25 protein-coding genes and 1 tRNA gene are annotated in these 25,485 nt (G+C 59.8%); 17 read left to right on the forward strand and 9 right to left on the reverse strand.

The window, feature by feature from the left end:
• Positions 1–138: 138 nt before the first annotated feature.
• Positions 139–1,197 (forward strand): quinolinate synthase NadA, encoded by a 1,059-nt coding sequence (nadA, locus tag BLU37_RS14880; RefSeq protein ID WP_090206023.1) that lies wholly within the window; start codon positions 139–141, stop codon positions 1,195–1,197.
• Positions 1,198–1,209: 12 nt separating this feature from the next.
• Here nadA and BLU37_RS14885 read toward each other — a convergent pair whose 3' ends face one another.
• Positions 1,210–2,643, reverse strand: a complete 1,434-nt coding sequence (locus BLU37_RS14885) for a M48 family metalloprotease (protein WP_090206025.1) — start codon at positions 2,641–2,643, stop codon at positions 1,210–1,212.
• Between the two features lie 129 nt (positions 2,644–2,772).
• On the opposite strand from BLU37_RS14885, the gene BLU37_RS14890 reads away from it, so the two are divergent.
• Together BLU37_RS14890 and BLU37_RS14895 are read left to right on the forward strand one after the other, a co-directional pair.
• Positions 2,773–3,012: a sulfurtransferase TusA family protein gene (locus BLU37_RS14890; protein WP_090206028.1), complete on the forward strand. Its 240-nt coding sequence runs from the start codon at positions 2,773–2,775 to the stop codon at positions 3,010–3,012.
• Positions 3,013–3,044: 32 nt separating this feature from the next.
• Complete coding sequence (locus BLU37_RS14895) at positions 3,045–4,115, forward strand: AI-2E family transporter (RefSeq protein ID WP_010450192.1); 1,071 nt, start codon at positions 3,045–3,047, stop codon at positions 4,113–4,115.
• Between the two features lie 78 nt (positions 4,116–4,193).
• Here BLU37_RS14895 and BLU37_RS14900 read toward each other — a convergent pair whose 3' ends face one another.
• Positions 4,194–4,667: a peroxiredoxin gene (locus tag BLU37_RS14900; RefSeq protein WP_090206030.1), complete on the reverse strand. Its 474-nt coding sequence runs from the start codon at positions 4,665–4,667 to the stop codon at positions 4,194–4,196.
• Between the two features lie 9 nt (positions 4,668–4,676).
• Positions 4,677–5,237, reverse strand: a complete 561-nt coding sequence (locus BLU37_RS14905) for a glycine cleavage system protein R (RefSeq protein ID WP_090206034.1) — start codon at positions 5,235–5,237, stop codon at positions 4,677–4,679.
• Between the two features lie 327 nt (positions 5,238–5,564).
• Between BLU37_RS14905 and dapA the strand changes: the two genes are divergently transcribed.
• The 5 genes from dapA to BLU37_RS14930 all read left to right on the forward strand — a co-directional run bounded on the left by dapA (position 5,565) and on the right by BLU37_RS14930 (position 9,254).
• Positions 5,565–6,443 carry a 4-hydroxy-tetrahydrodipicolinate synthase gene (dapA, locus tag BLU37_RS14910; RefSeq protein ID WP_090206037.1) on the forward strand — a complete coding sequence of 293 codons (879 nt, stop codon included), beginning with the start codon at positions 5,565–5,567 and terminating at the stop codon, positions 6,441–6,443.
• 17 nt (positions 6,444–6,460) lie between these two features.
• Positions 6,461–7,573 carry an outer membrane protein assembly factor BamC gene (gene bamC, locus BLU37_RS14915; RefSeq protein WP_090206039.1) on the forward strand — a complete coding sequence of 371 codons (1,113 nt, stop codon included), beginning with the start codon at positions 6,461–6,463 and terminating at the stop codon, positions 7,571–7,573.
• Between the two features lie 6 nt (positions 7,574–7,579).
• Positions 7,580–8,380 carry an MBL fold metallo-hydrolase gene (locus tag BLU37_RS14920; protein ID WP_090206042.1) on the forward strand — a complete coding sequence of 267 codons (801 nt, stop codon included), beginning with the start codon at positions 7,580–7,582 and terminating at the stop codon, positions 8,378–8,380.
• On the forward strand, positions 8,367–9,080 hold the full coding sequence (purC, locus tag BLU37_RS14925; protein ID WP_010450180.1) for a phosphoribosylaminoimidazolesuccinocarboxamide synthase: 714 nt from the start codon (positions 8,367–8,369) through the stop codon (positions 9,078–9,080). The genes BLU37_RS14920 and purC overlap by 14 nt, the downstream gene beginning before the upstream one ends.
• 84 nt (positions 9,081–9,164) lie before the next feature.
• Positions 9,165–9,254 (forward strand) — tRNA-Ser (locus BLU37_RS14930).
• A 128-nt stretch (positions 9,255–9,382) separates the two neighbouring features.
• On the opposite strand, the gene BLU37_RS14935 is transcribed toward BLU37_RS14930, so the two are convergent.
• The 4 genes from BLU37_RS14935 to BLU37_RS14950 form a co-directional block, all read right to left on the reverse strand.
• Positions 9,383–9,754 (reverse strand): helix-turn-helix domain-containing protein, encoded by a 372-nt coding sequence (locus tag BLU37_RS14935; protein ID WP_010450178.1) that lies wholly within the window; start codon positions 9,752–9,754, stop codon positions 9,383–9,385.
• Between the two features lie 3 nt (positions 9,755–9,757).
• On the reverse strand, positions 9,758–10,060 hold the full coding sequence (locus BLU37_RS14940) for a type II toxin-antitoxin system HigB family toxin (protein ID WP_090206045.1): 303 nt from the start codon (positions 10,058–10,060) through the stop codon (positions 9,758–9,760).
• A gap of 337 nt (positions 10,061–10,397) precedes the next feature.
• Entirely contained in the window at positions 10,398–10,883 is a 486-nt protein-coding gene (locus tag BLU37_RS14945; RefSeq protein WP_090206048.1) for a LasR-specific antiactivator QslA, read from the reverse strand.
• A 595-nt stretch (positions 10,884–11,478) separates the two neighbouring features.
• On the reverse strand, positions 11,479–11,835 hold the full coding sequence (locus BLU37_RS14950) for an addiction module antidote protein (protein WP_090206051.1): 357 nt from the start codon (positions 11,833–11,835) through the stop codon (positions 11,479–11,481).
• A gap of 490 nt (positions 11,836–12,325) precedes the next feature.
• On the opposite strand from BLU37_RS14950, the gene BLU37_RS14955 reads away from it, so the two are divergent.
• The 5 genes from BLU37_RS14955 to BLU37_RS14975 all read left to right on the forward strand — a co-directional run bounded on the left by BLU37_RS14955 (position 12,326) and on the right by BLU37_RS14975 (position 18,991).
• On the forward strand, positions 12,326–13,435 hold the full coding sequence (locus BLU37_RS14955) for a radical SAM protein (protein WP_090206052.1): 1,110 nt from the start codon (positions 12,326–12,328) through the stop codon (positions 13,433–13,435).
• A 14-nt stretch (positions 13,436–13,449) separates the two neighbouring features.
• A complete protein-coding gene (locus BLU37_RS14960) occupies positions 13,450–13,962 on the forward strand; it encodes a hypothetical protein (RefSeq protein ID WP_157696378.1) in 513 nt (170 codons plus the stop codon).
• Complete coding sequence (locus BLU37_RS14965; RefSeq protein WP_090206059.1) at positions 13,959–14,777, forward strand: sulfotransferase family protein; 819 nt, start codon at positions 13,959–13,961, stop codon at positions 14,775–14,777. The genes BLU37_RS14960 and BLU37_RS14965 overlap by 4 nt, the downstream gene beginning before the upstream one ends.
• Before the next feature lie 46 nt (positions 14,778–14,823).
• The gene (locus tag BLU37_RS14970; RefSeq protein ID WP_090206061.1) at positions 14,824–17,925 is read left to right on the forward strand and encodes an autotransporter domain-containing protein; all 3,102 of its coding nucleotides are present in this window, start codon (positions 14,824–14,826) and stop codon (positions 17,923–17,925) included.
• A 154-nt stretch (positions 17,926–18,079) separates the two neighbouring features.
• On the forward strand, positions 18,080–18,991 hold the full coding sequence (locus BLU37_RS14975) for a LysR family transcriptional regulator (RefSeq protein WP_090206064.1): 912 nt from the start codon (positions 18,080–18,082) through the stop codon (positions 18,989–18,991).
• A gap of 80 nt (positions 18,992–19,071) precedes the next feature.
• Here BLU37_RS14975 and BLU37_RS14980 read toward each other — a convergent pair whose 3' ends face one another.
• On the reverse strand, positions 19,072–19,638 hold the full coding sequence (locus BLU37_RS14980; protein WP_090206067.1) for a tail fiber protein: 567 nt from the start codon (positions 19,636–19,638) through the stop codon (positions 19,072–19,074).
• 83 nt (positions 19,639–19,721) lie between these two features.
• Positions 19,722–22,280, reverse strand: coding sequence for an ATP-binding protein (locus BLU37_RS14985; RefSeq protein ID WP_090206069.1), 2,559 nt, complete (start codon positions 22,278–22,280; stop codon positions 19,722–19,724).
• Positions 22,281–22,593: 313 nt separating this feature from the next.
• Between BLU37_RS14985 and BLU37_RS14990 the strand changes: the two genes are divergently transcribed.
• The 4 genes from BLU37_RS14990 to BLU37_RS15005 all read left to right on the forward strand — a co-directional run bounded on the left by BLU37_RS14990 (position 22,594) and on the right by BLU37_RS15005 (position 25,430).
• Positions 22,594–23,139 (forward strand): hypothetical protein, encoded by a 546-nt coding sequence (locus BLU37_RS14990; RefSeq protein ID WP_090206072.1) that lies wholly within the window; start codon positions 22,594–22,596, stop codon positions 23,137–23,139.
• Between the two features lie 65 nt (positions 23,140–23,204).
• Positions 23,205–23,786, forward strand: a complete 582-nt coding sequence (locus BLU37_RS14995) for a hypothetical protein (protein WP_090206075.1) — start codon at positions 23,205–23,207, stop codon at positions 23,784–23,786.
• Between the two features lie 35 nt (positions 23,787–23,821).
• Positions 23,822–24,847 carry a papain-like cysteine protease family protein gene (locus BLU37_RS29330; protein ID WP_090206076.1) on the forward strand — a complete coding sequence of 342 codons (1,026 nt, stop codon included), beginning with the start codon at positions 23,822–23,824 and terminating at the stop codon, positions 24,845–24,847.
• A gap of 13 nt (positions 24,848–24,860) precedes the next feature.
• Entirely contained in the window at positions 24,861–25,430 is a 570-nt protein-coding gene (locus BLU37_RS15005) for a hypothetical protein (RefSeq protein ID WP_090206079.1), read from the forward strand.
• Positions 25,431–25,485 lie beyond the last annotated feature (55 nt).

The following is a 25,485-nucleotide window of genomic DNA, read 5'->3' on the forward strand; positions in this document are numbered from 1 at the left end:
CGGCGCTGAAAGCACTCCATGCCTGATGGATTCACCTTCCCGGTCGCCGTGCGCTTCACCTAATAGCCTGTCTCGGAAAGAGTCAGGGGCCGGGGTATACTCGACTTTCGCGCTCACGCGCCTGCAGGTCTTGCGAACATGACGCAAATTTCCGAACGCCTTCTGGTTCAAGCCCATCTCGACGCCAAGCAACCCAAACCGTTGAGTGCCGAGCAGGAGGCAACGCTGCGTGCCGAAATCGCCGCCGGGCTCAAGGCCCGGGACGCGGTACTGGTTGCCCACTTCTACTGCGACCCGATCATTCAGGCCCTGGCCGAAGAAACCGGCGGTTGCGTATCCGACTCCCTGGAAATGGCCCGTTTCGGTGCCGCCCACCCGGCCAAGACCGTGCTGGTGGCCGGCGTTCGGTTCATGGGCGAGACGGCGAAAATCCTCACGCCGGAAAAACGCATCCTGATGCCGACCCTGGAGGCGACCTGCTCGCTGGACCTGGGCTGCCCGGTGGACGAGTTTTCCGCCTTTTGCGACCAGCACCCGGAACGCACCGTGGTGGTGTACGCCAACACCTCGGCGGCGGTCAAGGCTCGTGCGGATTGGGTGGTGACCTCCAGTTGCGCGCTGGAAATCGTCGAAAGCCTGATGGACAACGGCGAGAAGATCATCTGGGCGCCGGACAAGCACCTGGGGCGCTATATCCAGAAGCAGACCGGTGCCGACATGCTCTTGTGGGACGGTGCCTGCATCGTTCACGAGGAGTTCAAGTCCCGGCAGTTGGAAGATATGAAGGCGCTGTATCCCGATGCGGCGATTCTGGTCCATCCCGAATCCCCCGAGTCGGTGATCGACCTGGCCGACGCGGTCGGTTCCACCAGTCAGTTGATCAAGGCCGCGCAGACCCTGCCGAACAAGACCTTTATCGTCGCCACTGATCGCGGCATCTTCTACAAGATGCAGCAGTTGTGCCCGGACAAGGTCTTTATCGAGGCGCCGACCGCCGGCAATGGTGCGGCCTGCCGCAGTTGCGCCCATTGCCCGTGGATGGCGATGAACACCCTGGAGCGCACCCTGCAATGCCTGCGCGAGGGCAGCAACGAGATTTTCGTCGATCCGTCGATCATTCCCAAGGCGGTACGTCCGCTCAAGCGCATGCTGGACTTTACCCAGGCGGCGCGAATGAAGCTGAGCGGCAACGCCTGAGTCGTTTTGGCATCAGCCGCCCAGCATGTCCTTGACCAGCCGTTCCTGATCGATCATTTCCTTCTGCCGTGCATCGATGCGCGACGCCAGCTGGAAGTTCGGGGCACGGCGCTTGGCGAAATCCAGTTGCTGGATTGCCTGCTTGAAGTCGCCGACCAGCGCGAAGTACTCGGCCCGTGCCTGGTGCAGGCCAATGATATTACCGGACTGGCCGCGGGTTTCGGCGATCTGATACCAGATATCCGGGTCGTCCGGGCGGGTCTTGAGCAGGTCGACCAACACCTTCTCGGCCTCGGCCGGTTTGTTCTGCTTGCCCAGCAGATCGACCTTGACCTGTTTCAGCGGATAGTTGCCAGGATACAGCGCCAGCATCCGATCGGTCCGTTGTACGGCATCCGGGAGGTGGCCGCTACTGATGTCGAGCTCGATCTGGGCCAGGTTGTAGATGATCTCGTTGGGTGACTTGGCCAGCAATGGCTTGAGGTTCTCCCGGGCGTCATTCAACTGGCTGCCCTTGATCTGGGCGATGGCCAGGCCATAACGAGCGATTTCGGACTTGGGGTTTTCGTCCAGCTGGGCGCGAAAGCGCTTGGCTGCGAGCCCCGGTGAGTCCTCATAGGAGAGCATCACGCGGGCACGGATCAACTGGTAGCGCAGGCTGTCTTCGATACCGCCGGGCGTGGCCTGTTCGGCGCGGTTGCGGGTGTCGGCGATCCGCGATTCGGTGACCGGGTGGGTCAGGAGGAATTCCGGTGGCTTGGCATCGAAGCGGTAGATGCGCATCAGGCGTTCGAACATGGTCGGCATGTTGCGCGGGTCGTAGCCGGCCTTTTCCAGGTTGAGGATGCCGATCCGGTCGGCTTCCTGCTCGTTCTGGCGGGAGAAGCGCTGTTTCTCCTGGAAAGCGGCGGCCTGGGTCCCGGCAATGGTGGCAATACCGGCATCACCCCCGCCGGCGGCGGCGACGATGATCCCGGTCAGCAGCGCCGCCATCATCGGCAGTTGCATGCGTTGCTGGGCTTCCACACCACGGGCGAAGTGACGCTGCGACAGGTGCGCCAGTTCGTGGGCCAGGACCGACGCGTATTCGCCCTCGGTCTGGGCATTGAGGAACAGACCGCCGTTGATCCCGATGATCCCGCCTGGCGCAGCGAAGGCGTTGAGCTGGTTGCTGTCGATCAGGATGAATACCAGGCGCCGATCCTGGACCTGGCTGGTTTCGACCAGCTTGTAGACCGTGGTTTCCACATAGTCCTTGAGCTGTGGATCGTTCAGTTGCTTGACCTGGCTGCGCAGCAGGCTCAACCAGGCACGACCCAACTGATACTCCTGCTGGGGAGAGACGATGGCGGAACTGGCGTCACCGAGTGACGGCAGGTCGTCGGCGAAGCCAGGGGAGGCGAGCAGGCAGGCGAGCGTCAGCAGTGTGGGGCGCAGAAATGTCATGCACAGGGCTCTAGTTCGGCAAAGCCCTTACTGTAGCCGCACACCACGCCGACGACCAGAGGCGACGCCGCTTGGGTTATCCTAGGCGGCTCGAACGAACCGATCCGGCGCGCCGCCAGGAGTGAAGCAATGACCGACGCTGTAGAGTACGACGCCGAGCTGGACGCCAGCGGCCTGAACTGCCCGCTGCCGCTGCTCAAGGCCAAGCTTGAGCTCAATCGCCTGGCGAGCGGCGCGGTGCTCAAGGTCATTGCCACCGACGCCGGCTCACAACGCGACTTCCGCACCTTCGTCAAACTGGCCGGGCATACCCTGGTGCGCGAAGAGGAAGAGGCCGGGGTCTATCGCTACTGGCTGCGCAAGGCCTGAATCGCCAGCACTTAAATCGTTAAGGATTATTGATGTTCAAAGTGTTACGTGACTGGATCCAGCGCTATTTCTCCGATGAGGAAGCGGTGGTATTGGCGGTCCTGCTGTTTCTGGCGTTCACCGCCGTACTGACCCTCGGCAAGATGCTCGCTCCGGTATTGGCGGGCATGGTCCTGGCCTATCTGATGCAGGGGCTGGTGTTTGGTCTGGAGCGCATGCGCCTGCCCGGCGCAGCGGCGGTCGGCCTGGTGTTCGCGCTGTTCATGGGCGGCTTGCTGCTGTTCATGCTGGTGGTGGTACCGCTGCTCTGGCATCAGTTGATCACCCTGTTCAACGAACTGCCGGGGATGTTGGTCAAGTGGCAGTCGTTGTTGCTGTTGCTGCCGGAACGTTATCCACACCTGGTCTCCGACGAACAGGTGCTGCAGGCGATCGAAGTGGCGCGGGGCGAAATCGGCAAGTTCGGCCAGTGGGCGTTGACCTTCTCGCTGTCCAGCCTGCCGTTGCTGGTCAACATGATGATCTACCTGGTGCTGGTGCCGATCCTGGTGTTCTTCTTTCTCAAGGATCGGGCGAAGATCCGTGACTGGGTGGGCGGCTACCTGCCGCGTGAGCGGGCGCTTATCACCCGCGTGGCGGAAGAAATGAATCATCAGATCGCCAACTACATCCGTGGCAAGGTGATCGAGATCATTATCTGCGGCGGGGTGACCTACATCGCTTTTGTCGCGCTGGGCCTCAACTATGCGGCCTTGCTAGCTCTGCTGGTGGGGGTGTCGGTGGTGGTGCCTTATGTCGGTGCGGTGGTGGTGACCGTGCCGGTCATGCTGATCGCGCTGTTCCAGTGGGGCTGGAGCGACCAGTTCATCTACCTGATGGCGGTCTACGGGATTATCCAGACGCTTGATGGCAACGTGCTGGTGCCGCTGCTGTTCTCCGGGGCGGTGAACCTGCATCCGGTGGCGATTATCTGCGCGGTGCTGTTGTTTGGCGGGTTGTGGGGCTTCTGGGGGGTGTTCTTCGCGATTCCGCTGGCCACGCTGTTCAAGGCCGTGCTGGATGCCTGGCCGCGCAAGGAGCCGATCGTGGCGCCGTTGTTGTAGAGGGATTGGCTTTTTGTGGGAGCGGGCTTGCCCGCGAAGCTTTTGGGGGGCTTGCGGGCCTCTTCGCGGGCAATTCGGTCAGGCCTTGTTCAGCGCCTGCGCTGCCGCCAGCACCGCATCCACGTGGCCTGGCACCTTCACGCCGCGCCATTCCTCACGCAACACGCCTTTCGCATCGATCAGGAAAGTGCTGCGGTCGACGCCCAGGTATTCCTTGCCGTAGAGCTTCTTCAACTTGATCACGTCAAACAGCTGGCAAACCGCTTCATCCTTGTCGCTGATCAGCTCGAAGGGAAACTCCTGCTTGCACTTGAAGTTCTCGTGGGACTTCAGGCTGTCGCGCGACACCCCGAACACCTCGGTATTGGCCGCCTGGAACGCCGCGTACTGGTCGCGAAAGCCCTGGCCTTCGGTGGTGCAGCCCGGGGTGCTGTCCTTGGGATAGAAGTAGATCACCACCTGCTTGCCCTTCAGGCCTGACAGGCTGACGGTCTGGCCGCTGGTGGCCGGTGCCTCGAAATCGGTGACAACTTCATTGATGACAACAGTCATGTTGGCTCCTTACATGGGGTTCTGTGGGCGCCAGGGTTCGATCAGCGCATCGAGGTTCATCGCGTCGGCGAAGTCCAGGAACTGGTCACGCAACCAGCTGATCTGCACGCCAGGCGGCAGGGTCACGGTAAAGGTGGCGTTGAGCATGGTGCCACCGGTGTGCGGGGCCAGGTAGGTATCGCAGGTCAGGTTCTCCAGTTCGACATTGTGATCGATGAAGAACTGGCACAGCTCGTTGATGATGTCCGAACGGTAGGCCGAACTGACATAGGCGACATATGGCAGGGCTTGTGGGCGGTTCTCCAGGGAGCCGCTGCGTACCACGTTGACGATGAAGGCATGCTTCTTCGCCAGGTTCGGCAAGCCGGCCTCGAGTCGGGCCAGGGCATCCCAGCTGCCGGAAATCTGCAGGACCAGCGCGCTGTACTCGCCATGGCGGGTCAGGCGCGAAGTCGAGACGGCACAGCGGTTTTCATGGCTGGCGCGGCACAGAACGTTGGTCAGCTCGATGGGGTTGGGGCCGAGGGCACTGATGACAAGGAATTGTTCGCGGACAGTGGGGGTGGACATGCAGCATTCCTAAAGCGATGAGCGGTCGGTACGTCTCGGACCAGTATGGATCGGGTTTTGCCTGCACAGGTCGCCGCCGGAGATCGATCAAACGCTTGCAGCAGCCTCTCAAGCAGGTGCGAGAGCGGGCGGCGACAGGGTTTGAGCGGGTTTCGGGCAGCGAAAAGGGAGTCTGGAACCCGGCACATGACTGACTCAGTACCGATCAAAGTCTGAAGGGTAGCGAAAACCGGCGCCAAGGGGAATGCTCATGGCGAGTACTTCGCTTGTACAAGGCTGATGGCGCCAGTACCATTACCGCTCTCTTTTTCCGGCAGGAGCGGTTGCATGATTGCGGGCAGTATGGTGGCACTGGTCACACCCATGGATGCACAGGGTCGTCTTGACTGGGACAGCCTGAGCAAACTGGTGGACTTCCACCTGCAAAACGGCACCAATGCCATTGTCGCGGTCGGCACCACGGGTGAATCGGCGACCCTCGACGTGCACGAGCACATCGAAGTGATTCGTCGGGTGGTCGACCAGGTGGCGGGACGCATCCCGGTGATCGCCGGCACGGGTGCCAACTCGACGCGTGAAGCGATCGAGCTGACCACCAACGCCAAGAGCGCTGGGGCCGATGCGTGCCTGCTGGTGACCCCGTACTACAACAAGCCGACCCAGGAAGGCCTGTACCAGCATTTCCGCACCATCGCCGAAGCGGTCGACATTGCGCAGATCCTCTACAACGTGCCGGGCCGCACCGCGTGCGACATGCAGGCCGAGACCGTGATCCGCCTGTCGAGCGTGCCGAACATCATCGCTATCAAGGAAGCCACCGGCGACCTGGAGCGTGCCAAGGCTATCCTGGCCGGTGTGAGCAGCGACTTTCTGGTCTACTCCGGCGATGACGCCACGGCGGTCGAGCTGATGCTGCTCGGCGGCAAGGGCAATATTTCGGTCACTGCCAACGTTGCCCCGCGTGACATGAGCGAGTTGTGCGCCGCCGCGCTGCGTGGTGATGCCGAGACGGCCCGCGCGATCCACCAGAAACTGATGCCGCTGAACAAGACCCTGTTCATCGAATCCAACCCAATCCCCGTGAAATGGGCGCTGCATGAGATGGGCCTGATGCCGGACGGTATCCGTCTGCCGCTCACCTGGCTCAGCGCTGCCTGTCACGAACCGCTGCGGCAGGCCATGCGCCAGTCCGGCGTCCTGGTTTAATTGAGGAAACACACCGCATGAAGCGATTGGCCGGACTTTCCGCACTTGCCTTGATTATCAGCAGTACCAGCGGCTGCGGCTGGATTTGGGGTCCGGAAGGTTATTTCCGCGACCGTGGCAGCGATTACCTGGAGGCGCAACAGACGCCAGCCATGCAACTGCCGCCGGATGTTTCCACCAGCAAGCGGCTTGACCCGCTGTTGCCGATCCCGCGCAACGTCGCCAGCGAAACCGTCAAGGGCCCGTACGAAGTGCCACGTCCGCAGCCGTTGCAGGTCGCGGCCAGTGCCAGCGACTACAGCCTGCAGAAGAGCGGCGACTCGAGCTGGATCCTCGGCCAGCACCCGCCGGCTGAAGTCTGGTCGGTGGCGATGCAGTTCTTCCAGGACAATGGCTTCCGCATCGACGCGCAGCGTCCGCAGACCGGTGAGTTCACCACCGCCTGGCAGCACTCCGACGAGCTGTCGGCGAGCCTGGCCAAACGTCTGGGCAGCAGTGGCGCTGCCGGCAACGAAACCCGCGTGCGGGTGCGTATCGAGCCGGGCGTACAGCGCAATACCAGCGAAATCTACGTGGTCAGCGCCGAACGTCCGGTCGGCAGCAGCGCCAACGTCGACTTCACTGCCCGTTCGGTCAATACCGGGCTGGACTCGGCCCTGGTCGACGAGATGCTGTCGAGCATGAGCCGCAGCGCCGAGAAGGGTGGTTCGGTCTCCCTGCTGGCCGCTCGCGACTTCGACACCCCGAGCCGCGTCAGCCTGAGCCAGGACGGCAGCGGCAACCCGGTGCTCAACGTCGGCGAAGACCTCGATCGTGCCTGGTCCAGCGTCGGCCGTGCCCTGGAACAGGGGCAATGGCGGGTTGAAGACATTAACCGCAGCCTGGGTCTGTACTACATCAACCTGGCGGAAAAGGCCGAGCGCAAGAACGAAGAGCCTGGCTTCTTCGGCAAGCTGTTCGGCAGCAAACCGGCCAAGGAAGAAATCGAAGCCCGTGCCGAGCGTTATCAGGTTCGCCTGAGCAAGGTCGGCGACAGTGTGCAGGTCACCGTCGAGAAAGACATCAACACCGTTGCGCCGGCTGATGTGGCGCGCCGTGTGCTGGGTGTGATTCAGGACAACCTGGGCTGATTGACGATGCGTTTTGCCGTTCTCGGCAGTGGTAGCCAAGGGAACGGCACACTGATAGCCAGTGGCGACACCTGTGTACTGGTCGATTGTGGTTTCTCCTTGCGGGAAACCGAGCGGCGCCTGGCGCGCCTGGGTATGCACCCGGCGCAACTGAGCGCGATCCTGGTGACCCACGAACATGCCGACCATGTGCATGGCGTGGGTTTGCTGTCTCGGCGCTACAATCTACCGGTGTACCTCAGTCGCGGTACCTTGCGCGGGATGCGCAAACCTGTCGAACCGGCAGGGTTCGTGGCAGGAGGTGAAACCTTGCGCATCGGCGCGCTGGACATCGACGTCGTTGCCGTGGCCCACGATGCCCTGGAACCGACGCAGTACGTGTTCAGCGATGGTGAACGGCGTTTCGGCCTGCTGACCGACCTGGGGTCGTACTGCTCGACCGTCATGGACAGCTACAGTGGCCTCGATGCATTGATGATCGAAGCCAATCATTGCCGCGACCTGCTGGCACGGGGGCATTACCCGTACTTTCTCAAGCAGCGGGTTGGCGGTGAAGAAGGACATCTGAACAACCACCAGGCCGCAAACCTGGTGGCCGAGCTGGGCTGGCAGGGCTTGCAACACCTGGTGCTGGCCCACCTGAGCAGCAAGAACAACCTGCCGCAGCTGGCCCGGCAATGTTTTGTCGACACCCTCGGGTGCGACCCGGACTGGCTGCAACTGGCCGATCAAGATTCAGGGCTCGACTGGCGACACATCGCCGGGCCCAACAACTTAACAAGCGGAGCCCATCATGGAAAAACGTGAAGAACTCTACCGCGGCAAAGCCAAGTCGGTGTACAAGACCGACGACGCTGACCGCTTGATCCTGCTGTTTCGCAACGACACCTCGGCGTTCGACGGCAAGCGCATCGAACAACTCGATCGCAAGGGCATGGTGAACAACAAGTTCAACGCCTTCATCATGCAGAAGCTCGAAGCGGCCGGCGTACCGACCCAGTTCGACAAACTGCTGGGTGACAACGAGTCGCTGGTGAAGAAACTCGACATGATCCCGGTGGAATGCGTCGTGCGTAACTACGCGGCCGGTAGCCTGGTCAAGCGCCTGGGTGTGGAAGAGGGCATGAAGCTCAACCCCTACACCTTCGAACTGTTCCTCAAGGACGACGCCAAGGGCGACCCGTTCATCAACGAATCCCACGTCGTGGCGTTCGGTTGGGGCACCGCCGAGCAACTGGCACGCATGAAGGAGCTGTCGCTCAAGGTCAATGAGATCCTGAGCAAACTGTTCGACGATGCCGGCCTGCTGCTGGTCGACTTCAAGCTCGAATTCGGTGTGTTCAGCGACGGTTCCATCGTCCTGGGTGACGAGTTCAGCCCGGACGGCTGCCGCCTGTGGGACAAGGACACCAAGAAGAAGATGGACAAGGACCGCTTCCGCCAGGGCCTCGGTGACGTCATCGAAGCCTACGAAGAAGTTGCCCATCGCCTGGGTGTACCGCTGTAATCGACGCAAGCATCTGATAGCACGGAATTTTTTTGCCTCAGGGGGTTCGCTTCCGGCAAAAGTGTTGGTATGATGCGCGCCATTGGAGAGATGCCAGAGTGGCCGAATGGGACGGATTCGAAATCCGTTGTACCTTCACCGGTACCTAGGGTTCGAATCCCTATCTCTCCGCCATACATGAAAAGCCCCTGAAGTCGTGAGATTTCAGGGGCTTTTTCGTTCCGGGCACTCAATGTTGTTGCCTCGGCTTGCAGGGGAAAAAGTGAGTCGGTAGCGCGACGAACAATTTTTCTACTATCTGCTTATCCAGCCTTTACCGGCCTGATCAGGCTTTCTGCCGGAATCCCAAACATATCATGAAGTTTCCATATCATGGGTAGCGTAAGCGCGCGCTTGCCATTGAGCACCTCATAAACCCTGTTCTGACGGCCAATAGCAGGTACGAGGTCAGCTGCCGACAATCCGGATTGCTCCATTCGGAACCGGATGGCATCCACCGGGTTGGGCAGGTCGACCGGGAAATGCTTCGCCTCATAGGCTTCTATCAGAGTGATCATCACTTCAAGGTAGTCACCTTCCGGGGTGCCGGGGTCCGGTTCATTGTCGAACAGCGGGGATACGGACTTCAGCGCGTCCTGGTAATCCTGTTCGGTGCGGATCGGACGAATATTCATGGGTTACTCCATTTCGACGGTATTGGCATCAATGCTGTCGTATTGCTCATGCGTGCCGATGAATTTGATATAGAGGGCGCCGTAGCGGTATGCCACGGCAACTACGAGCCGATAGTCGTTACCTTTTATGTTGAATACGATCCTGCGGCTCTTGAGAACGCTAGCGTGGCGATACTGGGCGTTGATCTCAGCCGGTGTTTGCCAGTGCACCTGCTTTACTTCGTCAATCCAGGCCAGGAGGGATTGCTCGGAGTCCGGGTGCTTCTGCCAAAAGGTTTTGAGTTGGCTGATAGCGATGATTCTCATGGGGTTATCCTAGTCCCGTGGTGGGACTTGCGCAAGAGGAGATCTGTTTGCTGATTTCAGATACACCGCCAACCCGGGAATCGCCAGATAGAAATATTTACTTCACGTAAATCGGTTCGGAAAATCTCTGGCGTGCCAAAGCCTCAGGGGGGCCTCCCGCTTCATTGACTCTGCGCGTTGGCAGTGGGCGTAACGCCAATTTGTTTGAACACCGGAGGGGGGGAATTTCTATTTTTCCTCACTATGTAGATAAAGCCCCGGAGGTCGTGAGACTCAGGGGCTTTTTCGTTTCTGATACAGAAAAGCTGTTTTGCCTGCCTCCACAAGACTGCTGCCTTCAGGCCTTCAGATAGCCTTGAATCCGCCGCAGAAATCCCGTCTCGAAAGCCTCCCGGCACGGTTCAGTCCGATAAAGCCGGCGCCGCCGGGCCAGTTCGGCCCAGAGTGGTGACGTATCTGCTCCGTGCAGCCAGCGTTCGGCCTCGCGGGCGCCATCGGCGAGTTGTCGGGCGTAATGATTGTCCCAGGGCGTCGGCTGTTCGGGGGTATCGTTGGCGGGTCGCCGGGTCGCCGGGATGTGGATGGCACGAGGCTGTGGCGATTCCAGTCGCTGAAAGGCCAGGGTGTAGAGCGCAATGCCATCGGCGATCAGGCGATGGGCCAGGCGTTCCTGTTCCAGGTTACGAAAGGCCACGCAACGGGCACCGTCGAGGCAGAATCTGGCGGCGACACGAAAATGAGCGGCTGCTTCAAGAGGATGCAGGGCGGCCAGTCGGATCAGGTCCGACGGAGGTAGGCGGGACAGTAGCGAGCGATCAATCATGAAGGTGGTCTCCTTGATCGCGATGTAACGAAGCTGGGCGTAGTGGGCGGTGCCCGTGCATAAAAGGGGGGGGAGGCCATTATCCTTATCTCCTCAGACGGGTTAAGGAACTGCCTTCCATCGTTGCGACACGGAAAGGGTGGCAGACCGTACGAGGGTCGCAAACCGGCGTCTGAGGAAACCGGCCAGGCCGAAGCCTGCCCCGCACAGTCCGCCATAGAAATGCACTAGCCGGACATCAGAAATGCCAGCCAGACAGCTATGGCGCGAAACCGCGCCTCAGACACACAAAGCAGGTTGCGACACCCGACCACAGGATTGACTGCGGCGAGGTTAGGCTAGTGGCGGCACTGCCAATCTAATAGTCAGGCATCGGCTACGCAATGGAAGTGCGGGTCTTATTATCTTGTAGGATTTTTGGGGAGGCAGACCGTGTGGGGGTGACAAACCGGTGTCCGAGGGAACCAGCCAGGCTGAAGCCTGCCCCACACGCTCCGCCACAGGTGTGCTAACCGGGTGCCAATAGGCAGCGGCTAAACGGCCATGACGCGATACCGCGCTTAAAACACTTTCATCAGGGATTCACTGGTGCCCTTTACGCGGTGATATCAAGCACAGCTTCTGCTGTTGCTGAGCGTGAGCGGTGGGATACCACTTTGGACATACCTATGCCTAGGGCCTGAAGCACCTTCAGCACGGTCGATAATCTTGGGTCGCCGCCGGTTGCCAGGGATCTGTAGAGATTCGGCCTGGCCAAGCCAGTGCTTTGAGACAGGCTATTCATACCACCTCTCGCCTCCACAAGGCGTCGGATAGCGATAAGAAACGTATCTTCCCCGCCAGCCTCGTCGATCTCCTCAAGGGCGACAGATAAGTATTCAATGGCAAATGTTTCGTCGTCTCGAAGCATTTCAAGAACGCTATCTTCTTGGGCGCGAGTCCTGGTCGTCATTTCTTTTCACCTTGTGAGTCATCCAGAGAGGCTGTGGCGGGCGGGCTAGGCTAGCGGGGAAGCTGCCGGCCTGATAGTCAGGTATCGGCTACACAGTAGAAGTGCTGATCTTATTACTTTGTAGGTTTTCTTCTTTTTCCCGCTCCATTAGCCGAGCGCGTAGATAAATTCCTTTCTGTTTTTCTGCAAAGCATCGCTCATACGGCACAAGCGCAAATCTTGTGCTGTCTCAGATTTGTCAATTTATTGGCTTTTTCTCCACTGAGAAAAACGCCGTCTTAATGGCGTTCGCCCCAGCGTTTCCAGCCGTTTAGCGGAAATTGCAAAAAAAACCTCAGAAATAATTATTAACAAATTGGCATTTTGCTATCAATGAAGCATCATAATGGCCATTATTTTGACTCTATCTGATTAGGGCGCAGCCGCTCGGGGTCGAGCCCAGGTTCCGGAGTCGTCTCCCTACCCGTAATTCCTCCCGGAGCCATCGTGCATGAGCGTCCTTGACGTTGTCTGTGGGCCACAATCGTGTGCCCGCTCGCTGAGTGACGCCGAATTCTGGCGCCTGTTGCGCGAAGAGCTGCTGCCACTTCGCCCCAGCCAGTACGACATCACCTCGGTCTGCAACCTGACCTGCGAAGGCTGCCTGTTTTTCTCCGGTGACGATTACCTTGGGCACCAGGATGAAAAGGATCTCAACAATATCGAGGCCTTCTTCGCCGGCGAAGCGGCGCGTGGAGTCCGCTATGGCTACTTCGGCGGGGCGGAGCCGTCGCTGGCCGAGAACAAGCTGCTGATCGCCAACCGGCACATTCCCTACGGCGTGGTGTTCACCAATGGCATCAAGCGCCTGAGCGCCGAAATCGACTACCGCGTGCATGTGTCGCTGTGGGGCAATCCCGAACGTAGCCGCGAGCTGCGCGGTGCGGACACCATGACCAAGCAGATCCGGAACTACCGCAACGACCCCCGCGCGGTGTTCGTGTTCACCCTCACCGCACGCAACCTCGACGATATTCCGTACATCGCCCAGCTCTGCGCGGACAACGGTCTGGCGCTGACCTTCAACCACTACAGCCCCACCAGCAAGTACCTGGACTTTATCGGCAGCGGGGCCGGTGCCGACCCGTACCACATCACCAGCACGGCAGCCGACAACCTGGTCCTGTCCGCCGATGACCTGCGCCGCGCCAGGGACAGCATCGGGGAACTATTGCAGCAGCCCGGCCTGCGGATCCTCTATGAGGCCGACTTCAACCAACTGATTCACGACCCCGCAGGACTGTATCCGGATGCCCAGGGGCCGGGCGAGGTGACTCGCGATTGTGGCGTGCTGCTGACCTCGACCCTGCGCCACTACAACACCGACCTGAGCGAGAGTCGTGGAAAATGTTGTACGCCGAACATCGACTGCGGCACCTGTCGGCTCTATGCCCAGTCGTTTGCGAGCGTGCTGGTGCGGGCCACCCGGCAGATGCGCCAGGCCGGCGGCCAGCAACGGCTGGTCAAGCTCTGGCGGCTGTGGTGCGAACTGTTCCTGAACGACGATCGCTTGCGCATGCCTGCCGATGGCAGGGCGACCAACCCTATTTCTGACCTCTAACGCGAGAAGCTGCCGTGTCGGCCATTAGCTCAAACAGCAAACACCGGATTGTCTGGGTGTGGGGGCAGATCACCCCGCAACTGCGTAGCGAACTTATTGCCTTCTGGGCCGACAACGGCGCGCTGGCGGACCCGTGCGAGGCCTGGCGCAGAACCTTCGAAGTGGCCAGTGTGGTGCTCGACGAGGAGGGCCGGCTTGCTGGGGTCTGCTCGGTGTACTGCGCCTACAGCCCGGGTGCCGGGGCTTTCTACTGGTTCTATCGCACCTTCATCCGTACGGACTGCCGCGATGTCGGCCTGGCACCGAGATTGTTCGCCCACACCTTCGAACAGCTGGCACTGGCCTATGCCGATGAGCCGCAGGCGCCGGTCGGCGTGATGATCGTGGTCGAGAACCCCAAGCTGCACACCGCCGCCGGTATCCGCGTGATCGAGCGCGCCGGTTTCCAGCACCTGGGCATCGATGACAGCGGTCAAAGCGTCTGGCATCGGCTGTTCCGCCCACTTGAGCAGGAGCCCGCCCGATGACCGAACGCACCCTGCATTTCATTTCCGGCCTGCCCCGTTCCGGTTCGACCCTGCTCTCGGCCCTGCTGCGCCAGAACCCGCGCTTTCATGCGCACATGAGCAGCCCCGTCGCTGGCTTGGTCGATGACCTGCTCAATGGCATGGGCGGGCGCAACGAGTATTCGCTGTTCATTTCGGACCGCCAGCGCGGACGCATCCTGCGTGGCCTGTTCGAGCAGTTCTACGGCGAGGAATTCGAGGCGCCGGTGATCTTTGACAGTAACCGTTCCTGGTGCTCGCGCATGCCGCTGCTGCACAGCCTGTTCCCCGCGAGCAAGGTGATCGCCTGCGTGCGCGACGTGCCCTGGATCATCGACAGTATCGAACGGCTGGTCCAACGCAACGTGCTGTCGCCTTCGGCGATCTTCAACTTCCAGGCCGGCGGCACCGTCTACAGCCGCGCCGATGCCCTGGCGAATGCCGAGGGCATGCTCGGCTACCCGTACAACGCCCTCAAGCAGGCCTTCTATGGCGAGCACGCGAGCCGCCTGCTGCTGGTGCGCTACGAGAGCCTGGTCGGCAATCCGCAGGCGGTGCTCGACGGCATCTATGACTTTATCGGCGAACCCGCTTTCAACCACGACCTGCTCAACATCCAGTTCGACGCCGAGGAATTCGACCGGCGTGCTGGCACACCTGGCCTGCATCACGTGAGGCCGAGTGTGCAGGCGGTACCGCGTTCGACGCTGCTGCCGCCGGACCTGTTCGCCCGTTTTGGCAATGACGCTTTCTGGCAACACCCGCAACACAACACTCAAGGAGTCCGGGTTCTTTGACCGGCCCCTATAAAAACTAGAGAAAAACATTGGAGCGTACGACTGGATGAACAAGGGTATTTATCGGTTGGTCTGGAACAGCGGGCTGGGTGCCTTGCAAGTTGTTTCCGAAGTGGCCAGGTCTAAGAGCTGTGGCGGTGGGGCACGCCTCACATCGGGCAGGGCCAGGATGCCGGCCTGGCCCCTGGCATTGCTGTCGCTGGGCATGGCGTCTTCAGCCTGGGCGACTCCTGGCTATGACGTCTACACGGATGCCGACTCCGGTGCGGGGTCCCTGCGTGACCGCTTGACCAGCAGCGGGTCGGTGCTGATCAGTCCTTCGGTCGGGGCGATCACGCTCAACTCGGATGTGCCGCTGGCAGCGGGCCTCACCACCCTGCAAACCAGCGCTCCCGTGACCATCACCGGGGGCAACCTGGTGGGCGCTGGCGGCTCGTTGGCGTTCAGCGCGCCGACGGCGGCAACGATCTCCACTGGCATCTCGGGCCAGTTCACGGGTGCCACCGGCACGGTCGTGACGTTCCCGAGTCCCGTCACGGCGGGGGCTGCGGGCTCGAACGTGGCCTCGGGCACCGGCGGCATCGGGGGCGCAGGCTCGACGGGCAAATACTCCGTCATGGTTGCCACGCCAGGTGGTGCGGCGGTCAGCGGAACCCATTTTGCGCTGGTCAACAATGCGACCCTGACAGGGGGCAATGGCGGGACTGGCACAGCGGCGAATGGTGGTGCCGGAGGCGCGGGTGGCAGCACGGGTTCTTCCAGCTCGGGTAACGTTGGCGGCTCCGGCGGTAACGGCGGCTCGGGTGCCAGTGGCGGCGTTGCTTCCGCCGGTGGTGCCGGCCTTTCGGGCAGTTTTTTTGCCGTGACCAACAACGCCACTCTTTCCGGCGGCAACGGTGGCAATGGCGTTACCGGTGGGGCTGGGGGCCAGGGCGGTGCCGGCAGCAGCAGCGGCAAGTACGGTGGTAACGGCGGCAATGGTGGCAACGGCGGTAATGGCGGCAGGGGTGGTGCCGGCGGTGCCGGGATCAGCGGTTACCAGATGCAGGTCACCAATACCGGGACGATCCAGGGCGGCAACGGTGGTCTTGCGGGCGCTGGCGGCACGGGCGGCGCAGGCGGTGTCGCGGGCATTGGCTTTTCCTTGGGGACGGCTGGCCACGCGGGGAGCAATGGCCTCAGTGGCACGGCGGGAGCGGGCGGTGTCGGTATCGTTGCGACTGGAGACTCGACGATCTACAACGCCGGGACCATTTCCGGTGGCCTGGCCAATGGTGGCGCCGGTGCCCGTGCCGACGCGATCGATCTCAGTGGCGGCAACAACAAGCTGACCCTCGCCAGCGGTTCGGTGATCAACGGCAACGTCGTCAGCACCAGCGGCGGCAGCGACGTGCTGGCCCTGGGTGGCAATACCGGCTCGACCAGCTTCGACCTCGGTTCGGCTGGCGCCCAGGGCGCCGCCGTGCAGTACCAGGGCTTCGGTAGCTTCCAGAAAGACGGCAACAGCACCTGGACGCTGAACGGCACCGATACCTATGGCAAGAACTGGAGCGTCAACGCCGGCACCCTGGCCCTGGCGGACAGTGCGAGCCTGCTGGGCTCCGTGGCGGTCGCCAATGGCGCCACCCTGAATGTCGGCAGCGCCACGATTGGCGGCGGCCTCTCCAACGCCGGCACGCTGGAGCTGGGCAGTACGGCAACGCCTTATGCAACGGTCGGCACCGGCTCGTTCAGCCAGGGCAGCAGCGGTACGCTGCGCATCAATGCCTTGAGTGCGTCGCAATACAGCCAACTCAGTGCCAACGGCAATGTTCAGTTGAGCGGTACCCTGGACGTCAATGTGAAGAGCGGCAATACCCTGGCCGTGGGCAATCAGTTGAGTAGCGTGATCAGCACGAGCGGTACGCTTACCGGTCGCTTCAACCAGGTGACCGACAACAGCCTGCTGTTCGACTTCACGCCGACCTACAACAACAGCAGCGTCGACTTGAACGTGATCGCCGCCAGCAGCGGTAGCGGGGGCTCCAACGCCAACACGGTCCGCGGCAGCATCCAGGCCCTGGGCAATACCGCCGCCCAAGGCGCGGCAGGTGCGCTGGACCAGATCATTGCCAGCAACCCCAATGGCCAGTTGGCCAGCCATTTCGTCTCCCTCAGCACTCAGGAGGAAGTGTCCAGGGCTGCGACCGAGACGTTGCCGCTGATGACGGGCGGCTCCACCCAGGCGGCGAAGACCGCCCTGGGTAGCATCAATGGCGTGATCGAAGGGCGCAGCGACTCGCTGCGTGGCGGCTTGTCTTCCGGCGACAGCATCCTCAGCGAGCAGCACCTGTGGATCAAACCGTTCGGTTCCTGGGCCGACCAGGAGCGCACCGGCGGTGTCGCCGGCTTCAATTCCAGCGTGGGCGGCCTGGCGTTCGGTCTCGACGGCAGCCTCAACGATCGCTGGATGCTCGGCAGCGCGTTCATCTATGCCAAGGCGGACACCCACAGCACCGGTGATACCGCTCGCCAGCAACTGAACACCGATGTCTACCAGTTGGTCGGCTACGGCACCTATCACCTGGACGACAGGACCAACCTGAACTTCCAGGTCGACGGTGGGCAGAACCACAACGATGGCAAACGTGACCTGGACTTTGCCGGCTTGCAGGCCAAGTCCAACTACGACTCCTGGACTGCTCACGTCGGCACCAGCCTGGACCGGACCTTCAGCCTGACCCCGGACACCCGTTTCACCCCTTCGGTGCGTGCGGATTACACCTGGATCAAGGATGAGGCCTATCACGAGAAGGGCGCCGATGAGCTGAACCTGCAGGTCAAGAGCCGCAGTACCGACCAGTTCATCCTCGGGGTGGACGGCAAGCTGGCCCATGACTTCACGCAACAGGTGACCGTGAGTGGCAAGCTGGGCGTCGGTTATGACTTCCTGGCCAGCCGCGACTCGTTGACCTCCAGCTTTGCCGGTGCCCCGGGCACCACCTTCACCACCTACTCCAGCAGCCCTCAGCGTTGGCAAGTACGTGGTGGCACCGAGCTGAGCTACAAGGTCAACAGCCAGCTGCAACTGGCCGTGCGTTATGACCTGGAGGAGCGTAGCCACTACCTCAACCAGACCGCGTCGGCGGAAGCTCGCTGGGCTTTCTAAACCGATAGCACAAGCACATCCTCCGAGTGCAAGGCTCGGAAGGTGTGGCTGGCTGAAGCCCTTGGCGTCGTGAGACACCAGGGGCTTTTTCATCTGGACGCCATGGACGGCGCCTTTCTAAACTGATGGCGTTTTGGGGATAGGGGAGTAACGGATGAATCGCAACGAACTGCGCAAGGCCGATATCAACCTGATGGTGGTGTTCGAAGCGCTGATGCAGGAGCGCAACGTCACACGGGTAGCGGAAAAACTGTTTCTGGGTCAGCCGACCATCAGCTCGGCACTCAATCGCCTGCGGGCGATGTTCAATGATCCATTGTTCATTCGTGTCGGTCACCGCATGGAACCGACCGCTCGCGCCGAAGAACTCATTCAGTATCTGTCGCCTGCATTGGATTCGTTGTCCAACGCCCTGAGCCTGACCCACGACTTCGACCCGGCCAGCAGCACCATGACTTTTCGTATCGGCCTGTCGGACGATGTCGAGTTCGGTCTGTTGCCCAACCTGTTGCGCGCCCTGCGTCAGGAGGCGCCGAATGTGATGATCGTGGTCCAGCACGTCGACTACTGGCGCATCCCGGATCTGCTCGCTTCGGGCGATATCACCGTTGGCATCAGCCAGACCCGTGGCCTGCCGGCCAATGCCAAGCGCAAGCTGTTGCGGCATATCCAGCCGATGATCCTGCGCGCCGATGCTTCGTCGACGCCCATGAGCCTGGATGAATACTGCGCCCGCCCGCATGTGCTGGTGTCCCACACGGCGAATATCAGCAGCCTGGCCGACGAGTGGCTGGCGGAAATCGGTCGCAAGCGCCACGTGGTGCTGTCGGTACCGCAATACAGCGCCTTGCCGGCCCTGCTGGCAGGGACTGATCTGATCGCCGGGCTACCGGATTACGCGGCGCTGGCCATGGCCGCGTCGGGCTCGGTGTTTGCCGAACCGGTGCCGTTCAAGGTGCCGACCCTCGATCTGTCGATGGTCTGGCTCGGCATCGTCGACACCGATCCGGCAGAGCGCTGGTTGCGTTCGCGGTTGGAAAAATTCATGAGCGATCGCGTGCTCTGATGTGAGTCATCCCCGGCTGGGAAGATTTCATGGCTACCAGGATTCGATGTCGGCGTTGAATCGTCCTGGTGGACGATACGTCAGCAGTAACGAATGATGTAATTGAGGTACAGGTTCGCGGGGCGGGTTTCCTTTGAAATGCGTGGCTTGCCGTCGGGACTCTCTTCATCCATATCGGTGGTTGGGGTCGGGGCCGAGTTGGGAACGTAGACGGGTACGCCTTCGCCGGGTTGAGCGGTGGCAGGACCCAAAATCACGTCTTTGTAGTTGTGTTCGTGGCCCTGAAAAGCATCCAGTTGCAGAGATCCGACCTGGTTGCCGCTATTACCATTCTGGGCGGATACCGTTCGTTCGCTCAGTGCCAGATCATTGCCGCTGTTGCCATCCACGCCACGCACGAACCGACCGCGCAGGTCTGGAAGGTTGAAACTGTTATCATCCTGGGAACCGAAAGCGCTCCCGATAACACCATACAACTGCCAGAAAGCATCACGGGGGACGGAACTACCGTCGCAGAAAAGCCAGCCTGATTTGGCAAGATTCGAGCGAATTTGATCCAGGTTGATTCCGGGCGCGGTGTCAGTTGCTGCCAACGGTCCAGCATAAGCAATCACTGAGCCGACAGGGAAGAAGTCATCGCTTTTCATCCAGCGTTTCCTTTTAAGGTTATGCAGCCTTTTTCCATGTGAAGCGTCTTGTTCATCATCAGAGCATCACCTCGTATGAGCAATCAACTGCTAACCGCCAAATCGGTTCTAACCCCCGCCAATGCCAGCGCACAGGCGGTTTCGCGGTCCATTCGTGCCCCCTCGGACATCAAGCGCCCAGCCAATGATGGTTCGAGCACACGGTCGATGATCTGGCGGCTGCGGGCACGAACCTGGGTGACGCTGATATCCTTTGCCTCTACCGGGTCACAAGCCGTGCCCGCATAGCCCAGCAAGCGTGCGGCATCAGTGGTACGCCCCTCGTGTACTGCCAGCAGAGCAAATAGGTCGGAGTAAAGGCCAAACCATTCCCAGTCCCTTCTTATTGAGGTTGCAATGAAGTCGGCCAGCGCTTTTCGGGCTTCGTGTATATGTCCCAAAAAAAGCAAGGCAGTCACGATGACTGCCAGAGACTGCAACAAAAAATTGTTTCCAGAGTGTCGGTGACTGCTGATCAGCTTGCGGCCAAAGTGCAAGGCATTCTCGTAGTCTCCCTCGATCAGGCTGAGTTCTGCGAGACCACTGAGTGCCCCCATTTTGGCGGTCTCCAGGTCTGCCGATACGGCAAGCCAGTGCAGTGATTCCAGGGGGAATCGTGCCTCGCCCCATTGATTTGTTTGCCGAAAAAAACTGACTTCCGCCAATAACCGATGCGAGCGCGGGCGGGCGGGCCAATCTGTCTGCTCAAGGTCAACTATTTCACCCAATATGCACTGGGCCTGAGTGACGGGGAGTACATGACTCTGGACGGCGCAGCACAGTGCCAGGAAAACCCCTCGGGGGTCATCAACAGCCCGGTAATGTGCGGCTGCGGTCAAGGCAAACTGGCTCATTCGGGTATGGGATACGCCAGTGTACAATCGGCCTCGCTCCATCCAGTATCTTGCCAGCAGTCCTTCCAACTCCAGACGTCGGGGCTGGAACTCCTGCGCTATCAACGAAAGAGCGAGTGGTTCGATCGCAAGACAGCGCCTCCTGCCTTCAGCTGTCATGCCGAGCAACATGAACAAAGGGCCGGCTGCCCCCATCAGCCTGACGGCAACTTCTGATTGGTGCGATAAACTCCAGTCAAGTGCTGCTTGCACGTTGTCGATTTCCACCCGCCATGCCTCAAGCCAGAGCAAGTCAGCGTAATGCCAATAGGTTTCATACGCCCGATCCATGAGGGTGGCTAAAGCGTCCGCGTGGCGGTGATGCAGTGGCTCGGTTTCTTGCGCTTTTTCCAGCTTGATCCTGCCGTATTCCCAGGCATATTCCGAAAGCCGAAACCGGCGGACAACGCCTTCTTCCACATCGACGAGCGAGCGGTCCACCAAGCCTTCCAGCACATTGATGACCTCCCACTTATCCAGCGTCGAGTCGCCACACACGACACAGGCCAACTCCAGCGTGAAGCCGTTGACGAATACCGAGCAGCGACGAAAGATAATCTGTTCAAGAGATGACAGCAGGCTGTGGCTCCAATCCAGCGACTCTGACAGGGTCTGTCGTCGAGAGACTATGCCATGGCTACCACCACGGCTGAGGCCGCTCAGCAATTTCAACCGATCGCGCAATCGTGATTCCACCCCATTGAGGCCCAGCAGCGGCAATCTGGCTGCGGCCAACTTGATAGCCAGGGCCAGCCCATCCAGCCGTCGACACAAGGAAATCACGGTCGCAACGTTATCCTCGGTGACCGCGAACGTTCGGTCCGCCACTTGGGCCTGGTCGGTAAACAGCCGGACGGAGCCGTGCTGATTGGCTTCCTCGGCAGTCATACCCACCTTGGGTACCGATAAACCGCCAAGGCGAAAGACGCGCTCGCTTTCCACTTTCAAGGCTGCCTGGCTCGTGACAAGCAATTTCACGCCCGGGGCGTTCACCCCGACCAACCAGGCAAATTGAGCGACGGCTTCCAGCAGATGTTCGGCGTTGTCCAGCACCAGTAACAATTGCCGAGACTCCAGAGCGGTAAGCAGCGCCAATGACGGGTCGCTCGTACTCACCGAAAGCCCTATGGCATGGGAGATAACGACAGGTAGCAGCGAGGGGTCGCTGACCGCCGACAAGTCTATCCACACGTTTGCATTCTCAGGGGCATTGTGCAGGGCATAAGCCGCAGCCAGAGCCAGGACAGTCTTGCCAACCCCGGCCGCGCCCACAATTGATACCAGTGGATAGGTACGTATCAGCGCAATGAGTTCAGTGAGGTCACTGTCGCGACCCAGAAGCTTGCGAGGCGGGGCTGGTAGGTTGGGCATCAGCTTTTTTGTCAGGACCTGCAAAACCGGTCCCTGCAACTCACCATCAAGAGTCATTGCAAAGCGATACCCCTGGCCGGCAACAGTGACCAGTGACTGGGCCCCCAACAATTTTCGCAATGTTGATACCTGGACCTGCAGGTTGTTCTCTTCAACAAAGAGGTTGGGCCACACCAGGTCCAGTAACTCGCGTTTGGTGACCAGTTGCGGGCGTCGTTCGATCAAGGCCAACAGCACATCAAAAGCACGGGCCCCCAGTGTTCTCTCGCGTCCATCAATAAACAGCAACCGTTGTGTGGGCCAAACCTCAAATCGCCCAAAGCGGTAGTTCAACTCCATAGAACTCTCCGTTAAAACATCCAGTCGTTACCCGACCTTCGCCCGTGCCTTATCGAGAACAGATTTTCAGGAAATTTTCAGCACTGACCTTTGATCGGCTTCAGACTGTTTAAGGACTGAAGCGTACTTGGAGGAGGAAAGTTCGCTTGCCATCAGGTCATCACTCCAGTGGCTTACCTCTGGATGGGTGTTCTTGTGGGTTTGTATCGAAATACTTACCCAATGGTTCTCAGTCTTGTATTGAAACCTGATACATCGTTCAGACCATCAAACCATTCAGGTTGTGGCCAAATCCCGCCTCCAAGGAGTTTTCATGAGTCTTGTATTGCGCAACAACACCACCTACGACGCCCAGTATGTAATCAAGAAAGGTGCTCAAGTCATCGCACGCCTGCCAGCGATTACTCCCGGTGCGACCCTGAGCGTCCCAACCAATGACGTTTATGAAGTCATTGCCACCACTCTGATCGATGGCAACACTTACACATCGGCACCTATCTCGGTAACCGGCAGCATGGGGTTTCTGGCTCAAGTGCTGCAGGTTCCGGCGCAAGGTACCTATGAGTTTGACGTTCAGGAGTTTCCAAGCTCAGTGGCTGATCAGTTGGCCTTTCAAAAGACTTGCATAAACCCAGTGACATTCACTATCCGCAAGGACGGTAAACCCCTGCAAAGCGTTGTTGTTGATAGTTCGACACAAAACCAGACCCTGGACATCAGCAACACCTTCTACATCTATGCCGTGATCGAAGGCGTGACCACGGCAACACTGGTCACCAGCAACCCCAACGCGGTCATTACCGCATCGGTCAATGGCTCGATTCTGGAAGGTGGTTACTTCTCGTTGACCGCCGCTTAAGCCGATCAAGCAGTTGGGCTGGCATAACGCCAGCTTATCTGTTTCATGCTGCCAGGAATACCCCAATGACGCCACACGTCCAGGCATCCGTTCTGGAGGTGCTCAATCGAAGCGCCTTTCCGGTGCAACTACGGTTTTATCGCGAAAAACACTTGATATGGGACGTTTGGCTGACCTCTGGTACTGAGATGTCGGTGCCGGATCCGGTGCGTGCTGAAATCGATATGAATGTCGTGTTTACCGAGGCAACCAGTCTGGTGACCTACCGGGTTCGGACCCGCATTTGCTCAAAGGCCAAAAGGCTGATGACGCAGATGCTGGCCGTCGCCGGTAGCGTGCGCTTCGAGCTTGATATAGAGCCTGGCAACACGGTTGGTGATATTGAAATACATAACCTGTGTTCAAGCAGCGTGTTGATCGAAGCTCGCTACCTGAAAACTCCTTTCGTGATGACCTCAGTGCTGGAGGCCTCAGCCAGCAGCACTCTTAACTTCAAGGGAGTCGAAGTGACCGCAATCATGAACGGTATCACCACCGCGCGAATTGCAATCAAGGAGTGGTGCAGCGATCTGTTGATCGATAGCGAGGCATCGAAGCATGACGGTCCTCCGGTAGTAAGTCTGGTGCCGCGCAGGAAAGAACAGTAAGGGCTGTTGCGCAATGCCCATCAAAGGATAAAAGCATGACAAACCTAACGCTCGTCAATAACGTGTCGAATGCGGATGCCGTGGTCACGTTCAAAATTACTGATGCTTCTGGCAAGATCAGCAAGGTAACAGCCCCAAGCGGCGGCGGTACGGTGGCCCATCCCACCGACTCAGAAACCAGCCCCTGGAGTGTATCGGCCATTACGGCGGCCGGGCTTCAGCTCGACAGCGCCTCCGATCAGACGGCCATCCTGGTCGTTACGGATGCCAATGCAATCATTCAATTTGCCGTCGATCCGGTTTTCGGTGTGCTGGCAACAACCAGCATAGCCCCGAGCCCACCCAAGAATCCAATCACGCCGGTTGTTCCAGCAGTACCCGACGAGGGACTGGGTGGTGATGGCAGTTCCTCTGGGCAGAGCCCGATATCAGCGCTGGACAGTAATCAGAACTGGGATGCCCCCAACCCGGTCAATGCCTTGGTGCCTCAGGCAACTCGAACGCTGGCGCTGTCCATGCAGCCACAACTGCAAACCAATTGGTGCTGGGCTGCCGTCTCGGTTAGCACGGCGCTTTTTTATGACGTAGCCAGCACCGCCACCCAATGTGGCCTGGCTAACCAAGCTTTTGGTCAAGCTAACAACTGCTGTTCGAACGGCAACTCTGCAGCCTGTAATCTGCCTTTTTACCTGCAGCTATCGCTTGAGTGGGTCGGGCACCTGAACATGTTCTACGAACAGGTGTTCACCACGGCGCAAATCATCAGCGAGATCGATGCCGGACATCCATTGGGTGCACGTATTCAATGGAAAAACGGTGGCGGTCACTTTGTATTGATCTACGGTTACAACACCAATTCGCCGACGCCAAGCCCTGTCACCGCACCTGCACCTGCACCTGCGCCCGCACCCGCACCCGCACCCGCACCCGCACCCGCAGCGCCGTCACCGACCATCTCCATAGCCGACCCATGGTACGGAAGCTCCGTTATCGCTATTGCCAATTTCGCTGCACAGTATCAGGGCGGCGGTATCTGGACCCATAGCTACACCACCAAGTAAGGGACCCATACCCATGTTGAAGATCAAGTTTATCAATGGCCCTCAAGACGGCGAAAAGGTCATACGGACAGCGCTCGAGCATATTCACCGCAACAAGCATGCACCTCTCGAGTTGCAAAAAGCCGATCCCAAGCAGTTTCGAGTTGGCGTCCACCACCAGATCTATGATCTGAACCCCGCCGATATCATCGACGGTAAAGGCTTTGAAGCGGCAACGCTCAGCGGCTCGCGTTATCTGGTTGCAGAGGGATCGAAAAGCCTGGCCGCAGCCGAAATCACGATGGATACCGCAAGTAACAAGGCGGCCTTTCATCTGATCAATGTTGGCCCCTTCGTCGAGGGGTTCGAAAAGGCCGTTCGATTGGCGGAGTCGCTACCCCACAAAGGTGAATATGCGTGTCACATCCTGCGTATCGCGCCGATGTACATCATGGCGTTGTGGCTCAAGCCGACGAGCGGAACCAAGGACATTATCGTTCCCTTGGAGCCCACTCCAGGCTACTTGCAAGCTAGGGAGTACACGCCTGCCACCTTTCTCAAGGCCGTGCTGCCCCATGCTCATCCAGTCGAGATGCCGGTCTGATTCAAGGCTTTGAAGTGTGGACTGGGAACAGGGTTTGAATTTGGCAGGGCTATAC

Source organism: Pseudomonas asplenii, assembly GCF_900105475.1.
In the GTDB taxonomy this organism is placed as follows: Bacteria; Pseudomonadota; Gammaproteobacteria; order Pseudomonadales; family Pseudomonadaceae; genus Aquipseudomonas; species Aquipseudomonas asplenii.

Bases quoted from the DNA above. Each gene is read 5' to 3' on its own strand.
- nadA (WP_090206023.1), top strand. From the start codon at position 139: ATGACGCAAATTTCCGAACGCCTTCTGGTTCAAGCCCATCTCGACGCC.
- BLU37_RS14885 (WP_090206025.1), bottom strand. From the start codon at position 2,643: ATGACATTTCTGCGCCCCACACTGCTGACGCTCGCCTGCCTGCTCGCC.
- BLU37_RS14890 (WP_090206028.1), top strand. From the start codon at position 2,773: ATGACCGACGCTGTAGAGTACGACGCCGAGCTGGACGCCAGCGGCCTG.
- BLU37_RS14895 (WP_010450192.1), top strand. From the start codon at position 3,045: ATGTTCAAAGTGTTACGTGACTGGATCCAGCGCTATTTCTCCGATGAG.
- BLU37_RS14900 (WP_090206030.1), bottom strand. From the start codon at position 4,667: ATGACTGTTGTCATCAATGAAGTTGTCACCGATTTCGAGGCACCGGCC.
- BLU37_RS14905 (WP_090206034.1), bottom strand. From the start codon at position 5,237: ATGTCCACCCCCACTGTCCGCGAACAATTCCTTGTCATCAGTGCCCTC.
- dapA (WP_090206037.1), top strand. From the start codon at position 5,565: ATGATTGCGGGCAGTATGGTGGCACTGGTCACACCCATGGATGCACAG.
- bamC (WP_090206039.1), top strand. From the start codon at position 6,461: ATGAAGCGATTGGCCGGACTTTCCGCACTTGCCTTGATTATCAGCAGT.
- BLU37_RS14920 (WP_090206042.1), top strand. From the start codon at position 7,580: ATGCGTTTTGCCGTTCTCGGCAGTGGTAGCCAAGGGAACGGCACACTG.
- purC (WP_010450180.1), top strand. From the start codon at position 8,367: ATGGAAAAACGTGAAGAACTCTACCGCGGCAAAGCCAAGTCGGTGTAC.
- BLU37_RS14935 (WP_010450178.1), bottom strand. From the start codon at position 9,754: ATGAATATTCGTCCGATCCGCACCGAACAGGATTACCAGGACGCGCTG.
- BLU37_RS14940 (WP_090206045.1), bottom strand. From the start codon at position 10,060: ATGAGAATCATCGCTATCAGCCAACTCAAAACCTTTTGGCAGAAGCAC.
- BLU37_RS14945 (WP_090206048.1), bottom strand. From the start codon at position 10,883: ATGATTGATCGCTCGCTACTGTCCCGCCTACCTCCGTCGGACCTGATC.
- BLU37_RS14950 (WP_090206051.1), bottom strand. From the start codon at position 11,835: ATGACGACCAGGACTCGCGCCCAAGAAGATAGCGTTCTTGAAATGCTT.
- BLU37_RS14955 (WP_090206052.1), top strand. From the start codon at position 12,326: ATGAGCGTCCTTGACGTTGTCTGTGGGCCACAATCGTGTGCCCGCTCG.
- BLU37_RS14965 (WP_090206059.1), top strand. From the start codon at position 13,959: ATGACCGAACGCACCCTGCATTTCATTTCCGGCCTGCCCCGTTCCGGT.
- BLU37_RS14970 (WP_090206061.1), top strand. From the start codon at position 14,824: ATGAACAAGGGTATTTATCGGTTGGTCTGGAACAGCGGGCTGGGTGCC.
- BLU37_RS14975 (WP_090206064.1), top strand. From the start codon at position 18,080: ATGAATCGCAACGAACTGCGCAAGGCCGATATCAACCTGATGGTGGTG.
- BLU37_RS14980 (WP_090206067.1), bottom strand. From the start codon at position 19,638: ATGAAAAGCGATGACTTCTTCCCTGTCGGCTCAGTGATTGCTTATGCT.
- BLU37_RS14985 (WP_090206069.1), bottom strand. From the start codon at position 22,280: ATGGAGTTGAACTACCGCTTTGGGCGATTTGAGGTTTGGCCCACACAA.
- BLU37_RS14990 (WP_090206072.1), top strand. From the start codon at position 22,594: ATGAGTCTTGTATTGCGCAACAACACCACCTACGACGCCCAGTATGTA.
- BLU37_RS14995 (WP_090206075.1), top strand. From the start codon at position 23,205: ATGACGCCACACGTCCAGGCATCCGTTCTGGAGGTGCTCAATCGAAGC.
- BLU37_RS29330 (WP_090206076.1), top strand. From the start codon at position 23,822: ATGACAAACCTAACGCTCGTCAATAACGTGTCGAATGCGGATGCCGTG.
- BLU37_RS15005 (WP_090206079.1), top strand. From the start codon at position 24,861: ATGTTGAAGATCAAGTTTATCAATGGCCCTCAAGACGGCGAAAAGGTC.